Source organism: Streptomyces sp. AC550_RSS872, from assembly GCF_019049285.1.
GTDB lineage: Bacteria > Actinomycetota > Actinomycetes > Streptomycetales > Streptomycetaceae > Streptomyces.
On sequence record NZ_JAGMUL010000114.1, the window covers coordinates 1 to 14,686 of the forward strand.

Below are 14,686 nucleotides of genomic sequence, written 5' to 3' on the forward strand. Positions count from 1 at the left end.
GCTGGCTGCACACCTACAATCACCACCGCGGACACACCGCGCTGAAAGGCCAACCACCCGCCAGCCGCGTCCCCAACCTCTCAGGGCAATACACCTAGTGCTCCGAGGTGGGGGAGACCGGGCGGAGGGTGGAGATGAAGGACTGGAAGTCCTCGAGGACGTCCTGGAGCTGGCTCGTCCTCGCCGTCAGCGCGATCTCGATCTCGGCGCGTTCGCTGCGCTGCCGCTCGTTCTCCAGCACCAGGATGAACTGGCTCTGCGCGAGCTCCATCGGCTGCCCGTTGACGGTGGCCTGGATGCGCAGGTTCTGCACGATCCCCGGGGCGTCGATGAGGCCCGGCGCGGGCGAGGTGCCGACCTCCGTCCGCTTGACGACGTCGACGGCGCCGACGTTCTCGCGCAGCCGCCGCACCGACTCCTCGGCGAGGCTGTGCAGGCTCGACGAGCCGTCGAGGGTGTGGCCGGTGACGGTGATGTTCGGCATGAAGCCCTGGCCCCGGGAGGCCATGTGCAGTGCGACGAACGCGGCGTGCGGGGCGCCGACCTCCTCCGGGGGCGCCGACTGCCAGCCTTCTGGGAGCTCGATACTGAGCGGCACCGGAAGTGTGCCCGGCATGGTGGATCAACTCCTTGGGGTACGGGTTCCGACGGTACGGGAAACGACGGGGAGAGGGGATGGGGGACGGGAGACGAGGGACGGGGAGAGGCGACGGCGGGGAGGTCCGGGCGGGGCGCTCCCGTGCGGGTCAGTCGAACCAGTCCCCGATCGCGTCGACCGCGTCGCCGGCCGCATCGGTGATCTTGCCCGGGTCGAGCTCGATCTGCCCGCCGAGCTTGCCGCCGACACCGAGGGCGACGCCCACGTCTCCGCCGATGACGATCTTGCCGTCCTTCATACCGGCGTCGAAGTGGGCCTCGGCCCCGGCGCCGGCCCACGCCTCCGCCGTGCCGCCCACGCCGACACCGGCGACGGAGGCGTGCCCCTCGGCGGTGGCCTTGGCGCCGGCGAAGGCCTCGCCGCCGACGTGGACGCCGTCCGTGCCGATGGAGCCCTTGACGCCGGCCTCGGCGCCCACGTACGCCTCGCCCTTGCCGGAGGCCTCGAAATAGCCGGCCGAGTACTTGCCCTCGGCCGTGGCCTGGGCGAGATAGGCCTTGCCGGACGCCTGTGCGGTGGCGTTCCCGTCCACCAGGCCCACCCCGGCGGAACCCTCGACGCCGAGGAGGTTGACGCCGGCCTTGCCGGAGACCTCGCCGCCGGCGAACTCACCGCGGCCCTTGGCCTCGGCGCCCCAGACCTTGGCGTCGGCGGTGACGGACGGGCCGGCCACGGTGATGCCCGGGCCCTTGCCCTCGCGCAGCGCTTCCCTCTCCGCCTGCGTCATGTTCTTGTGGTCGCCCCAGGCCCGGACGGTCCGTGGGTCGCGGGCCCGTTCCAGCTCGAAGAGCTGCTTGGACGTAGCGCCTGTGTTGTCCTGCGCCGCCTCCGAAGCCCAGAACAGCCAGTCGGGCGCGTTGTCGCCCTCGCCGCCCTGTGCCTTGAACTTCTTGGCCGCCACGTCGCCCTCCGACTCGACATGGGCGCGCGCCGACGCCAGCACCTGCTCGCCGCCGCTCTCGTCGCCCGCGTCGTACAGCCGGATGGCCTCTTCCGCCTGTCCCTGGGCCCACTGGAGGGCTCTGGCGTAGTCCCGCAGTGCGCCGGCGGCCGCGCTCAGCGCATCCGAGCCGCGGTACCACTTCTGCTTCTGGCCCGAGAAGTCCTCCCAGAAGGCGTCGCCGGCCTGGCCGTGCCAGCTGGGAATACGGACGGAGCCGAGCTCGTCCCCGATGCCGTCGAGGGTCTTCGCATGGCCGTCGAGCTTGTCCGCGTCGGCCGTGAGCTTCGACGGGTTGCCCGGGATCAGTTCGCGCGGGTCCTGGGTGGACCCGAGTTGTGCCGCCATTGCTTCCCCGTCAGTAGCTCGGGCCGGCGACCGCGGGCCCGGTGAAGTGGTTCTGGGACTCCCGCTCGGAGCGCTCGTAGGACGCGGCGTTCTCGTCCAGCTTGGCCGAGGAGTTCTCCCCGTCCTCCTTCATCGGGCTCTTGATGGCCTCCATCCAGGTGGCCATCAGCTGCCCGAACTCCTTGGCCGCGTCGCCGTGGCCGAAGTCGCCGCTCGCCTTCCCGAGTTCGTCGAGCTTCACCTTGTTGCTCTTGCCCACGGAGTCCTTGATCTTCTTGGCGGCCGACCGCAGTTCGGACGGCTCCACATCGAACTGGCCCATCCGCTCCCCCCTCTACGTCCGAGTGGGTGCGAACGCGCGTTGGCACCCTGTTTGTTGAGTACGTAAAGAGGTTCTCCCAAAGGCAAAGACGCAGCGACACCGGCCTGGACCTCACCATGATCCCTGCCGGGAAGCTTCATGGATGCGATCGAATCGTGCGCCTCACCGACGGCTGTGCTACGGCGTCTGCGGAGGCCGGGCGGGGACCAGGGCTCCCAAGTGGCCGACGGCGTCGACGAGATACTCAAGGGGCTCGTCGAACGTCTCACTGCCCAGCTTGGTCCGCGAACGCGAGGTGATCAGCTGACCGTCGTGGAGCCGGAGCGGCAGCTCCAGGGCCCGGGGGTCGGACGTGAGGAACTCCGCCAGGCCGCCGAGCACTACCGCCCGGGCGCGCTCCTCGTCACGGGAGACGATGTGGAAGTCCTCGTCGAGCTGCGGGATTCCCACCTTCATGGCCCGTCCGCGCATGAGACTGTCGAACCAGCCGTCGCGGTAGACGCGCAGGTCCGGAACCTCCACGCCCAGGTTCAGGGCCCAGACGGAGTGGACGACGACCTGTGTCGTCTCCGAGTCGACGTCGCTGTTGTAGTAGCGGTACTCGAAGGCGCGGAAGCCGAATCCGCGATAGGTGCCGCTGACGACGTTGTCCCCCATGACACCGCTGGCCTTGACCGGGAGCGGCTCGGCCCCCTGGTACGCGTCGACGAGGCTCGGCACGCCCTCCTCGTAGGTCCACCCGCGGCTCTCGGCGAACGACCGCAGCTGCGCGTACGCCTCTTCGGTCTCGCGCTGCTTGCGGGCCTTGCGCCGGTTGACCCACACGACGAGAGCCGTGAGGGCAGCACACCACACCACGATCAGGACTGCTTCCGCTCCACTCATGGAGCCAGCATCCCCTGAGGCCCCTCGCGCGGACCCACCCCCTTGGCGCTCCATCACATTCCGCACCTCGCGGTCACACATTTCCCCCGCGCCCGCCGGAACGGTCCGGCGGGCACTGCCCGGTCCGGCTCAGGAGGCGGTCTCGTCGACCTTGATGTCGTAGCGGATCGAACTGCCTTCGACGGAGGTGACCTTGACGGTCACTCCGAAGCTGGTGCCGTCGGTCGCGGTGAGCCGGCAACGCAACGAGGTGCCGACCTTGCCGGCGAGGTCCTCGGGGCAGGTGACGTCCGGCTTCGGCTGACCCGTCTGCGCGGCGAGCTTCTCGGCCACCGAGTTCGCCACCTCGTCCTTGGCCAGCTTGGCCTCCGAGGAGCAGCCCACCAGCAGCGCAGCGGCGGCTGCGGCGGTGAGGCCCCACGAGGCCAAGGACGAGAAGGACTTGGGCATGACGGGCTCCGTTCGAGGCGGGAGGACGGTGAGGGTCGGGAGGTGACGCTCGTCAGTGCGACTGTCTATCAGCCCTGGCCGCCCGCCCGGCTGATCTTCACATCCTCCCGCTCCGGCCCGCGAGTGATCTTCACCTGCCTCCGCCCCGGACGGGCCGTCACGGGTGTCGTGCATGGACAGCGCCCGCCGACGGAACGTTCCGTCGGCGGGCGCCTGAAGGTCGTAAACCAGTCGGCCCAGTGCAGGATCCGGTCCACGACAGATGGGGGACGAGAGCGGGATCAGCGGCCGATCCCGTGCACGCCGGTGAGTGGTCGAGGTCAGGGAAGGATCAAGGTCAGGAAATGCGGGGAATGAACCGGCGTCAGTGGATGATGCCGGTCCGCAGGGCCACGGCGACCATGCCGGCGCGGTCACCGGTGCCGAGCTTGCGGGCGATGCGGGCGAGGTGGCTCTTGACGGTCAGTGCGGACAGGCCCATCGAGACGCCGATCGCCTTGTTCGACTGGCCCTCCGCCACCAGCCGCAGCACCTCGACCTCGCGACCGGACAGCTCGCGGTAGCCGCCCGGGTGGCTCGGGGCACCCGGGTGGCGACGGTGCATACGGGCGGCGGCGGCGCCGATGGGAGCGGCACCGGGTCGGGTGGGGAGCCCGACGTTGGTGCGGGTGCCGGTGACGACGTAACCCTTCACGCCACCGGCGAGAGCGTTGCGTACGGCGCCGATGTCGTCGGCGGCGGACAGGGCGAGGCCGTTCGGCCAGCCCGCGGCGCGGGTCTCCGACAGGAGGGTCAGGCCCGAGCCGTCGGGCAGATGGACGTCGGCGACACAGATGTCGCGGGGGTTGCCGATGCGGGGACGAGCCTCCGCGATGGACGAGGCCTCGATCACGTCGCGCACACCGAGCGCCCAGAGGTGCCGGGTGACGGTGGAGCGGACGCGGGGATCGGCCACGACCACCATGGCGGTCGGCTTGTTCGGGCGGTAGGCGACCAGGCTTGCGGGCTGCTCGAGGAGAACGGACACCAGGCCTCCTGGGTGCGGGGACGGCTTTCAAGGTCACAGTCGTCTTCGGCACCAAACCTCTGGCCCTTTAGGGAAAGATCACGATTTAGTGAGTAACAATCGGGGCAATTCGGACGCGTGGTCGATCGTTCGGCGAGCAAAACGGTTCGATCATGGCCTGATTCCTGACCGAAAGTGGTCGTATCGACAAAGTGACGGTCAAGTCGCCGGTGTGGTCAGTGCTCGTCAGCGGGACTGCGGGTCGCGGCGCTGCGGCAGCGTCACCACCGAGGCGTCGCCCGGCCCCGCCGGGGGCAGCCCCGCGACCTGGGCGAGCAGATCGCACCAGGACGCCAGATGGGCCGCGGTGTCCGGCACGCCGCCCAGGCCCTCGCGGGGAGTCCAGGAGGCGCGGATCTCGATCTGCGAGGCCGCCGGGCGCTCGGACAGCCCGCCGAAGTAGTGGGAGCTCGCCCGCGTCACGGTGCCGCTCGGCTCGCCGTACGACAGCCCGCGCGCCTGGAGCGCACCGGTCAGCCAGGACCAGCACACGTCGGGCAACAGCGGGTCGGCGGCCATCTCCGGCTCCAGCTCCGCCCGCACGAGGGTCACCAGCCGGAAGGCGCCGTGCCAGGCGTCGTGCCCGGCCGGATCGTGCAGCAGCACCAGACGGCCGTCGGCCAGATCCTGGTCGCCGTCCACGACGGCCGCCTCCAGCGCGTACGCGTACGGAGCCAGCCGCTGGGGCGCCTTGGTCTGCTCGACCTCGATCTGCGGCCGCAGCCGACTGCTGCGCAGGGCGTCGACCGCCGCACGGAACGCCGGCGGAGCCGTACTCTTCGAATGCCGGTCCGCCTCCCCGGTGTCCTTCGCGTCGTCCATCCCGCCAGTACCGTCCGACAGTCGTTCCTGAGCCGCAGCCATGCCGGGAAGATTAAGGGGAACGGGGGCTTCGTGCAGGGAGAGACACCCGGACAACACGGCAACCCCGGCGCCGGGGCCGATGCGGCCGTGCGAGACTTGCCCCCGTGAGTGCCAACCAGACGACGCCGCCCGCCACGCCCGACGCAGTCAAGGAATCAGCCTTCCTCAAGGCGTGCAGGCGCGAACCCGTGCCCCACACACCCGTGTGGTTCATGCGGCAGGCCGGGCGCTCCCTGCCGGAGTACCGCAAGGTGCGCGAGGGCATTCCGATGCTCGAGTCCTGCATGCGGCCCGACCTGGTCACCGAGATCACCCTCCAGCCCGTGCGCAGGCACGACGTGGACGCGGCGATCTTCTTCAGTGACATCGTCGTCCCCCTCAAGGCCATCGGCATCGACCTCGACATCAAGCCCGGCGTCGGCCCGGTCGTCGAGAACCCGATCCGCACCCGCGCCGACCTCGCCCGGCTGCGCGACCTGACCCCCGAGGACGTCTCCTACGTCACCGAGGCCATCGGCCTGCTCACCCGCGAGCTCGGCGCCACCCCGCTCATCGGTTTCGCCGGCGCGCCTTTCACCCTCGCGAGTTACCTCGTCGAGGGCGGCCCGTCGCGCACGTACGAGAACGCCAAGTCGATGATGTACGGCGACCCCGGGCTCTGGGCCGACCTGCTCGACCGCCTCGCGGACATCACGGCCGCCTTCCTCAAGGTGCAGATCGAGGCCGGCGCCTCCGCGGTCCAGCTCTTCGACTCCTGGGTCGGCTCCCTCGCCCCCGCCGACTACAAGCGCTCGGTGATGCCGGCCTCCGCGAAGGTCTTCGAGGCCGTCGCCGGTTACGGCGTCCCGCGCATCCACTTCGGCGTCGGCACCGGTGAGCTGCTGAAGCTCATGGGTGAGGCCGGTGCGGACGTCGTCGGCGTCGACTGGCGCGTCCCGCTCGACGAGGCCGCCCGCCGCGTCGGCCCCGGCAAGGCGCTCCAGGGCAACCTCGACCCGACGGTCCTGTTCGCCACCCCCGAGGCGGTCGAGGCCAAGACCCGCGAGGTCCTCGACGCAGCGGCGGGCCTGGAGGGCCACGTCTTCAACCTCGGCCACGGAGTCATGCCGTCCACCGACCCGGACGCCCTGACCCGGCTCGTCGAGTACGTCCACACGCAGACGGCTCGCTGACGGCGCTCACCACGTGTGGGGCCGCGCCCTCCTGCCGAACAGCAGACCGCGCGGCTCCGGTGGCGGGGGCGTCCCCGGCTTGAGCGGCCAGGCGAGCGCCATCCCGGCCAGGAAGCCCACGATGTGCGCCGCGTACGCCACGGTGCCGGCGTCGGACACGCCCTCGCCGTTCGAGTACACCGCCTGAAGTACGAACCAGAAGCCCAGCACCAGCCAGGCCGGCAGCCGCAGCGGCAGGAAGATCAGGAACGGGACGAGCACCCACACCCTGGCCTTCGGATACAGCACGAGATAGGCGCCCAGTACGCCCGCGACAGCCCCGGACGAGCCGATCAGCGGGTCGGCCGAGTCGTCGTTGAGGAACGCGAAGCCGTACGACGCCGTGTAGCCGCAGACGACGTAGAAGAGCAAGTACCGCACATGGCCCAAGCGGTCCTCGATGTTGTTGCCGAAGATCAGCAGACAGCATGTTGCCCAGCAGATGCAGCCAACCGCCGTGCAGGAACAGGGCGGTGAAGACCGACAGTGCCGGGGACTTGTCGTAGTCCGGCGGGCCCACCACGCAGCCGGGGCCGTTCGGTCCGACGGCGACGTCGCCGGTGGGGACCACGCCCGGGAGCCGGTCGTGGATCAACTCCCTCGGCACCGCCGCGTAATGGTCCAGGAACGCGTGCAGATGGCACGTCTGGGCCAGGGCGCTCTCACCGGCCACGGAGCCGGCTGTGCCGGGCGTGGACAGGAAGACGAGGACGTTCGCGGCGATCAGTGCGTATGTCACCCAAGGGGTGCGGCGCACCGGGTTCACGTCATGGACGGGGATGACCACGAGGCTTTTCTGCCCGGGATGTGTCCGGCGAATCGGTGAACGCCGTCGTTCGGGCGCGCGTATCTGTTCTCAACCGCCCGCGGCACGGGGAAGGCGGGTCGCGGGGTCTACGTGAGGAACAGGCGATGAACGACCGAGTTACTCCTCCGATGCACGCGTTGCCGGACGGGGAGGCCGAGATCTCCCTGGTGGTGCGGCTGCCGTGGGAAGACGTGGCCCGGCTGGGGCAGGAAGCCGGACGGCTTGCTTCGCAGATGCAGCGGCCGGTGACGCTCGATGAGGCGGTCAGCCACCGGTTGCGCTCCGCGCGGAGTGCCGCGCATGCGAAGCCGGGAGGGGAGCAGCCCGCTGCCGCGATGCCGCCGAGTGTGAGTGCGTCGGTGTCCTCGTTGCCGTCGAGGCCGCCCGCTGAGCAGGCTCGGCAGGCGATTGAGCGGATCAACGGCAGCGCGTGAGCGTCGTGGGGGCGCGGGTGGTTTGGCGGGTGCGAGCCGTATGTGGCTGGTCGCGCCCATGCGGCGGAGCCGCAAATCGATACAGCCCCGCGCCCCTGAGGGGTGGCCGGTGTCGCCTGCTATGAGGTGCCGGCGTTCAGCGCCTTTGCTGCCCTCCTCGCCGCTACCAGTACCGGGTCCCACACCGGTGAGAACGGGGGTGCATATCCCAGGTCCAGGGACGTCATCTGTTCCACCGTCATGCCGGCTGTCAGGGCCACCGCTGCGATGTCCACCCGTTTCCCCGCGCCCTCCCTGCCCACGATCTGTACGCCCAGCAGTCGGCCCGTGCGGCGTTCGGCGAGCATCTTCACCGTCATCGTCGAGGCGTTGGGGTAGTAGCCCGCGCGGCTCGTGGACTCGATCGTGGCCGTGACGTACTGGAGGCCGGCCCGGCGGGCGTCCTTCTCGCGGAGGCCGGTGCGGGCGATCTCCAGGTCGCAGACCTTGCTGACGGCGGTGCCGACGACGCCGGGGAACGTGGCGTAGCCGTCGGCGGCGTTCGTGCCGATGACCTGGCCGTGCTTGTTGGCGTGGGTGCCGAGGGCGATATGGCGTTCGCGGCCGGAGACCAGGTCGAGGACCTCCACGCAGTCGCCGCCCGCCCAGATGTTCTCGTGGCCGCGCACCCGCATGGCCAGGTCGGTCAGCAGGCCGCCATGGTCGCCGAGGGGGAGGCCGGCCGCCCGTGCGAGGGTCGTCTCCGGGCGGACGCCGATGCCCAGGACCACCACGTCCGCGGGGTACTCGGCGTCCTCCGTGGCCACCGCGCGGACCCGGCCGTCCTCGCCGGTGAGGATCTTGGTGACCTCGGCGTCGTTGACCATGGTGATGCCCAGACCCTCCATGGCCTCGTGCACCAGACGGCCCATGTCGGCGTCGAGCGTCGACATCGGCTCGCTGCCGCGGTTGACGACGGTCACCTCATAGCCGCGGTTGATGAGCGCCTCGGCCATCTCGACGCCGATGTAGCCGGCGCCGACCACGACCGCGCGGCGGCCACGCGTGCGTGTCAGCGTGTCGATGAGGGCCTGGCCGTCGTCGAGGGTCTGCACACCGTGGACGCCGGGGGCGTCGGCGCCCGGCATGTCGGGGCGGATCGGGCGGGCGCCGGTCGCGATCACGAGTTTGTCGTACGGCGTCCAGTACTCGTCGCCGGACTCGACGTCACGCGCGCGTACCCGGCCGCCGGCCACGTCGATCTCCATGACCTCCGTCCGCAGGCGCAGGTCGATGTCCCGGGCGCGGTGCTCCTCGGCCGTACGGGCGATCAGCTCGTCGCGGTCGGTGACGTCGCCGCCCACCCAGTACGGGATGCCGCAGGCGGAGAAGGAGGTGAAGTGGCCGCGTTCGAACGCCACGATCTCCAGCTCGTCGGCGCCTTTGAGGCGCCGCGCCTGCGACGCCGCGGACATCCCCGCGGCATCCCCTCCGATCACGACCAGTCGTTCCCGCGTACCCGGCACACCCCTCGCAGCGCTCATGTTCATGCGAACACGCTACGAGTGCCCGGCATTTCAGTCCTGCTCGCCGCTCTGTTCGTCGCCCGCGCGCGTGGGACGCGGCGCCGGGCGAGCCGTCGGCAGCGGACCCAGGGCGGTCGTCACGGGCGCGGGCTCCGGGCGGCGCGGCAGCCGGGGGCGCAGGACCTTCAGCCACAGCAGCACGATCAGCGCCGCCACCGCGGCGAACGGCAGCACGGCGCCGATCGCGACCGCCAGCCAGCGCAGCATCGTCACGAACGCGTCCCAGCCGCCCGCGAGCGCGTCCAGGAAACCGGGGGCGTCGTCCTTCGCCACCGCCTTCTTCACGGGCGTCTCCGACAGGGAGAGGGTGATGGTGGCCAGGCTCGTGCGGTCCTTCAGGGACGCCTGCTGGGCCAGCAGCGACTCCAGGTCCGCCTGGCGGGAGCTCAGCTCGCCCTCCAGCGTCACCACGTCGCTGAGCTTGGTCGCCTGGTCCATCAGCTCACGGATCCGGGCGACGCTGGCCCGCTGCGACTTGATGCGGCTCTCCACGTCCACGACCTGGTCGGTGACGTCCTGCGCCTTGGCGCTGCGCTCGATCAGCTTGCCCGCGCCCTCCAGGTCCGCGAGGACCTCGGCGTACCGGTCGACGGGCACGCGCAGGACGACACGGGTCCGCTCATGGCCCTCCTCGTCGCGTGTGGTGGTCTCGTTGCCGACGTAGCCACCCGCGTTCTCGATGGTGGTGCGGGCCTCGTCGAGGGCCTTCGGTACGTCCTTGACCTGCACGGTCAGGGAGGCGGTGCGGATGATGTGGCTCGCGGTGACCTTGGGTGCGGCGCTCGCCCTGTCGGCGCCGGAGCCGCTGCCCGGGGTGCCCTCCTTCGCCCCTGCCTGCGAGTCCGCCTGCGCGGCCTCTCCCGCGGCGGCCTTGCTGTCGCCGCCCGACCCGGAGTCGTCCGAGGCGTTGCAACCGCTGAGCGCGAGGGCGGCGGCAAGAAGGATGCCGGCCACGGCCGTGACCGGTCGCACGGATCGTGCGGAACCTGCGGATCGTGCGGAACGTCGTGTGCGCATCTGTGCGTACCCCCGAGGGTCGTCGTGACGACTGACGCTTCTTCGACGCCGGGGCCCGGCGGAACGTTGGCGGTGCTCGGTCCCGATGCGGTCACGGTCAGGACTCGTGAAGGACACCGGGGCGCGCGGGGATTGTCAGTGGGGTCTGAGAGGCTGTGGACATGCGCGAAGTGGAGACTCGTACGGGTGCCGGTACAGGCCGGGTCGTGGTCATCGGCGGCGGGATCGCCGGGCTCGCCGCGGCCCACCGGTTGCTGGACGCCGGCCGGCAGGTGACCGTCGTGGAGGCGTCGGACCGGCTCGGCGGCAAGCTGCTGCCGGGCCGGATCGCGGGCGTGCGCGTGGACTTCGGCGCCGAGTCGATGCTGGCCCGCCGCCCCGAGGCCGTCGCCCTCGCCCGCGAGGTGGGCCTCGACGAGCGGCTCGAGCCGCCCGCCACCGCCACCGCCTCGATCTGGACCCGCGGTGCCCTGCGCCCCATGCCCAAGGGACATGTCATGGGCGTCCCCGGCACCGCGTCCGCCCTCTCCGGCGTCCTGTCCGACGAGGGCCTGGCCCGCATCGACCGCGACGCCGACCTGCCCCGCACCGAGGTCGGGGACGACGTGGCGGTCGGCGAGTACGTGGCGGCACGCCTCGGCCGCGAGGTCGTCGACCGGCTGGTGGAGCCCCTGCTGGGTGGCGTGTACGCGGGCGACGCGTACCGCATCTCCATGCGCTCGGCCGTCCCGCAGCTCTACCAGGCCGCGAAGACCCACGACTCCCTCACCGAGGCGGTCCGCGAGATCCAGGCCAAGGCCGCGGCCAACCAGCAGACCGGCCCGGTGTTCATGGGCATCGAGGGCGGCGTGGGCCAACTCCCGCTCGCCGTCGCGGAGTCGGTGCGCGCACGGGGCGGCGAGATCGTGACCGGGGCGCCGGTGGGCGGGCTGCGGCGCGAGGGGCCCGCGGGGTGGCGCGTCGTCACCGGTGACCGCGAGCTGCGGGCCGACGCCGTGGTCGTCGCCGTCCCCGCCCCGGCCGCCGCCGCCCTCCTGCGCACCGAGGCCCCCGAGGCGGCCACCGAGCTGGAGGGCATCGAGTACGCCTCCATGGCCCTGGTCACCCTCGCCTACCGCCGTGCCGACACCGACCTCCCGGCGGGCAGCGGCTTCCTCGTTCCGCCGGTCGACGGGCGCACCATCAAGGCGTCGACGTTCGCCTCCCAGAAGTGGGGCTGGATCGCCGACGAGGACCCGGACGTGATCGTGCTGCGCACCTCCGTCGGGCGGTACGGCGAGAGCAGGATCCTGGAGCGGGACGACGCCCACCTCGTCGAGGTCTCCAGACACGACCTCAAGGCGGCGACCGGCCTCGACGCCACCCCCCTGGAAACCCGCGTCACCCGCTGGACCGACGGTCTGCCCCAGTACCCGGTCGGCCACCACGCGCGCGTGGCCCGCGTCCGCGAGCACATCGCCAAGGTGCCGGGCCTCGCCGTGTGCGGCGCGCAGTACGACGGCGTGGGCATCCCGGCGTGCATCGCGAGCGCCTACGCGGCCGCCGACCAGCTGGAAGGCGATCTGCGCGGTGTGGAGGAGCTCACCGCCCACCCGGTGCAGAGTCTCCACGGCGGAGCGGGAGAATAAGGGCATGAGTGACGACGCCCCCACCACCGAGTCCGGCAGGATCCCGAACAAGGGCAAGCTGGCCAAGGACCTCAACGAGGTCATCCGCTACACCCTCTGGTCCGTCTTCAAGCTGAAGGACGTGCTCCCCGAGGACCGCGCGGGCTACGCCGACGAGGTCCAGGAGCTGTTCGACCAGCTCGCCGCCAAGGACGTGACGATCCGCGGCACGTACGACGTGTCCGGTCTGCGCGCCGACGCCGACCTCATGATCTGGTGGCACGCCGAGACCGCCGACCAGCTCCAGGAGGCGTACAACCTCTTCCGCCGCACCAAGCTGGGCCGCGCGCTGGAGCCGGTCTGGTCGAACATGGCGCTGCACCGGCCCGCCGAGTTCAACCGCTCGCACATCCCGGCGTTCCTCGCCGACGAGACGCCGCGCAATTACGTCAGCGTCTACCCCTTCGTGCGCAGCTACGACTGGTACCTGCTGCCCGACGAGGACCGCCGCCGCATGCTCGCCGACCACGGCAAGATGGCCCGCGGCTACCCGGACGTCCGCGCCAACACGGTCGCCTCGTTCTCGCTGGGCGACTACGAGTGGCTGCTGGCCTTCGAGGCCGACGAGCTCTACCGCATCGTCGACCTCATGCGTCACCTGCGGGCTTCCGAGGCCCGGATGCACGTCCGCGAAGAGGTGCCGTTCTTCACTGGGCGCCGCAAGACCGTGGCCGAGCTGGTGGCCGGGCTCGCCTGATCAGTGCGGGAGCCGGGCGGTGGCGGCTTCCTGCGGCCGGCCGCCCGGCTTCGTCGCGCCCGCCCGGTCGCCCAGCTTCTTCCTCGCCTGCTCGTCGCCCGGGCGCTCCGGCTTGGGCTCGGGGTGCGCCTCACAGGCCGCGCGCCGGTCCGGGAGGCGGCCCTCCAGCAGGTACGCGTCGACGTGGCCGTTGACGCAGGCGTTCGGGCCGTACGCGATGCCGTGCGTACCGGCGTCCCGTTCCGTCACCAGGACCGAGCCCGCCAGCCGCCGGTGCATCTCCAGCGCGCCCTCGTACGGCGTGGCGGCGTCGCGCTCGGCGGCCAGGATCAGCGTCGGCGGCAGCTCACCCGGTCCGGTGCGCACATCGAGAGGCTTCTGCCGGGGCGCCTTCCAGTAGGCGCACGGCAGGTTCATCCACGCGTTGTCCCAGGTCTCGAACGGCGCCACGCGCGCGAGCCGCGTGTTGTCCCGGTCCCAGACCGCCCAGTCCGTGGGCCAGGGCGCGTCGTTGCACTCCACGGCCGTGTAGACCGCGCTGGAGTTCTCCTGCTCGGCCGCCGCCTCCTTCACCGGCGCCGCCAGCTCGACCAGCGCCTTCGGGTCGCCCTTCAGATAGGCCGACAGCGCCTTCGCGCGGGACGGCCAGTAGTCGTCGTAGTAGCCGGCCTGGAGGTACGCCTCCTGCAACTGCCCCGGCCCGACCTTCCCGCCCGCGGGCTCCTTGGCCAGTTGCTCCCGCACCTTCTCGTAGCTGAGCAGCACGTCCTGCGGGGTGTCCCCGAGCCCGTACACGTCGTCGTGCTCGGCGACCCACTCCCGGAAGTCCTCCCACCGCCCCTCGAACGCGGCCGACTGGGCGAGGTTGTTGCGGTACCAGATCTGCGAGGGGTCCGGGTTCACCGCGGAGTCGAACACCATGCGCCGTACGTGCGAGGGGAAGAGGGTCGCGTACAGCGCGCCGAAGTAGGTGCCGTACGACGCGCCCATGAACGTCAGCTTCGACTCGCCCAGCGCGGCGCGCAGGACGTCCAGGTCACGGGCGTTGTTGAGGGAGTTGTAGTGCCGCAGCGCGCTGCCGGTGCGCTCGGCGCAGCCGCGTGCGTAGGCCTTCGCCCGGGCGATCCGCTCCTTCTTGTACGCCTCCGAGGGGTGCGTCGGCGCGAGCGCCGGCCCCTGGACGAACTTCTCGGGGTTCTGGCAGGACAGCGGAGCGGAAGGCGCCACTCCGCGCGGGGCGTAGCCGACGAGGTCGTACGCCGCCGCCAGCCGCTTCCACTCGGGCAGCATGCCGGTCAGCGGGAAGTGCAGCCCGGAGGCGCCCGGCCCGCCCGGGTTGTAGACCAGGGAACCCTGCCGTGGCACCCGGCGCTTGCTGTTGTGCGGGTCCTTGTGCGTGGCCCGCACCCGGCTGACGGCGAGTTTGATCTGCTTGCCGTCGGGACGGGCGTAGTCGAGCGGCACGGACACCGTGCCGCACTCCATCTTGCCCGGCAGGTCCTGCTTCTTGGCGCAGGTGCCGAAGGTGATGCCGGCCGCCTTGGCACGCGCGGCGGCCACGGAGGCGCCGTGCTGCTCGGCCGTGCCCGGGGCGGCCCCGGTGCTGCCGGCCGGGGCGGCGGAGAGGGTCGTCAGGAGCAGAGCCCCCGTGGCCGAGTAGAGGGCGGCAGCTCTCATCGCGTATCCCTTCGCAGCACGGCAGCAACAAAAGGGATATTTCGTTCGTCTGTTGAGGAAGGCAAGCACCGCCTCGC

The 14,686-nt window shown here is 71.2% G+C and carries 14 protein-coding genes and 1 pseudogene; 4 read left to right on the forward strand and 11 right to left on the reverse strand.

Annotation, left to right across the window (positions count from 1 at the left end):
- Positions 1–94: 94 nt before the first annotated feature.
- The 7 genes from KUM44_RS32110 to KUM44_RS32140 form a co-directional block, all read right to left on the reverse strand.
- A complete protein-coding gene (locus tag KUM44_RS32110) occupies positions 95–616 on the reverse strand; it encodes a hypothetical protein (RefSeq protein WP_217213272.1) in 522 nt (173 codons plus the stop codon).
- A 130-nt stretch (positions 617–746) separates the two neighbouring features.
- A complete protein-coding gene (locus tag KUM44_RS32115) occupies positions 747–1,946 on the reverse strand; it encodes a putative T7SS-secreted protein (protein ID WP_217213273.1) in 1,200 nt (399 codons plus the stop codon).
- A 10-nt stretch (positions 1,947–1,956) separates the two neighbouring features.
- A complete protein-coding gene (locus KUM44_RS32120) occupies positions 1,957–2,268 on the reverse strand; it encodes a WXG100 family type VII secretion target (protein WP_217213274.1) in 312 nt (103 codons plus the stop codon).
- A 177-nt stretch (positions 2,269–2,445) separates the two neighbouring features.
- Entirely contained in the window at positions 2,446–3,153 is a 708-nt protein-coding gene (locus tag KUM44_RS32125; RefSeq protein ID WP_217213275.1) for a hypothetical protein, read from the reverse strand.
- Positions 3,154–3,282: 129 nt separating this feature from the next.
- The gene (locus KUM44_RS32130) at positions 3,283–3,603 is read right to left on the reverse strand and encodes a DUF4333 domain-containing protein (RefSeq protein ID WP_217213276.1); all 321 of its coding nucleotides are present in this window, start codon (positions 3,601–3,603) and stop codon (positions 3,283–3,285) included.
- A gap of 364 nt (positions 3,604–3,967) precedes the next feature.
- Positions 3,968–4,630: a response regulator transcription factor gene (locus KUM44_RS32135; protein WP_003997051.1), complete on the reverse strand. Its 663-nt coding sequence runs from the start codon at positions 4,628–4,630 to the stop codon at positions 3,968–3,970.
- 225 nt (positions 4,631–4,855) lie between these two features.
- Complete coding sequence (locus KUM44_RS32140) at positions 4,856–5,533, reverse strand: DUF3000 domain-containing protein (protein ID WP_254390439.1); 678 nt, start codon at positions 5,531–5,533, stop codon at positions 4,856–4,858.
- 104 nt (positions 5,534–5,637) lie between these two features.
- Here KUM44_RS32140 and hemE point away from each other — a divergent pair, with 104 nt between their 5' ends.
- Positions 5,638–6,705, forward strand: coding sequence for a uroporphyrinogen decarboxylase (gene hemE / locus KUM44_RS32145; protein WP_217213277.1), 1,068 nt, complete (start codon positions 5,638–5,640; stop codon positions 6,703–6,705).
- 6 nt (positions 6,706–6,711) lie between these two features.
- On the opposite strand, the pseudogene KUM44_RS32150 reads toward hemE, so the two are convergent.
- Positions 6,712–7,531, reverse strand: a pseudogene (locus KUM44_RS32150) (rhomboid family intramembrane serine protease).
- Positions 7,532–7,656: 125 nt separating this feature from the next.
- Here KUM44_RS32150 and KUM44_RS32155 point away from each other — a divergent pair.
- The gene (locus KUM44_RS32155) at positions 7,657–7,986 is read left to right on the forward strand and encodes a hypothetical protein (RefSeq protein ID WP_217213278.1); all 330 of its coding nucleotides are present in this window, start codon (positions 7,657–7,659) and stop codon (positions 7,984–7,986) included.
- A 119-nt stretch (positions 7,987–8,105) separates the two neighbouring features.
- On the opposite strand, the gene KUM44_RS32160 is transcribed toward KUM44_RS32155, so the two are convergent.
- Both KUM44_RS32160 and KUM44_RS32165 read right to left on the reverse strand, forming a co-directional pair.
- The gene (locus tag KUM44_RS32160) at positions 8,106–9,515 is read right to left on the reverse strand and encodes an FAD-dependent oxidoreductase (protein ID WP_217213279.1); all 1,410 of its coding nucleotides are present in this window, start codon (positions 9,513–9,515) and stop codon (positions 8,106–8,108) included.
- Between the two features lie 27 nt (positions 9,516–9,542).
- Positions 9,543–10,568, reverse strand: coding sequence for a DUF4349 domain-containing protein (locus KUM44_RS32165; protein WP_217213280.1), 1,026 nt, complete (start codon positions 10,566–10,568; stop codon positions 9,543–9,545).
- A 161-nt stretch (positions 10,569–10,729) separates the two neighbouring features.
- Here KUM44_RS32165 and hemG point away from each other — a divergent pair, with 161 nt between their 5' ends.
- Positions 10,730–12,196 (forward strand): protoporphyrinogen oxidase, encoded by a 1,467-nt coding sequence (gene hemG, locus KUM44_RS32170; protein WP_217213281.1) that lies wholly within the window; start codon positions 10,730–10,732, stop codon positions 12,194–12,196.
- A gap of 4 nt (positions 12,197–12,200) precedes the next feature.
- Positions 12,201–12,932, forward strand: a complete 732-nt coding sequence (gene hemQ, locus KUM44_RS32175; RefSeq protein WP_217213282.1) for a hydrogen peroxide-dependent heme synthase — start codon at positions 12,201–12,203, stop codon at positions 12,930–12,932.
- Here hemQ and KUM44_RS32180 read toward each other — a convergent pair whose 3' ends face one another.
- Entirely contained in the window at positions 12,933–14,609 is a 1,677-nt protein-coding gene (locus KUM44_RS32180) for an alpha/beta hydrolase (RefSeq protein ID WP_217213283.1), read from the reverse strand.
- Positions 14,610–14,686: the final 77 nt, after the last annotated feature.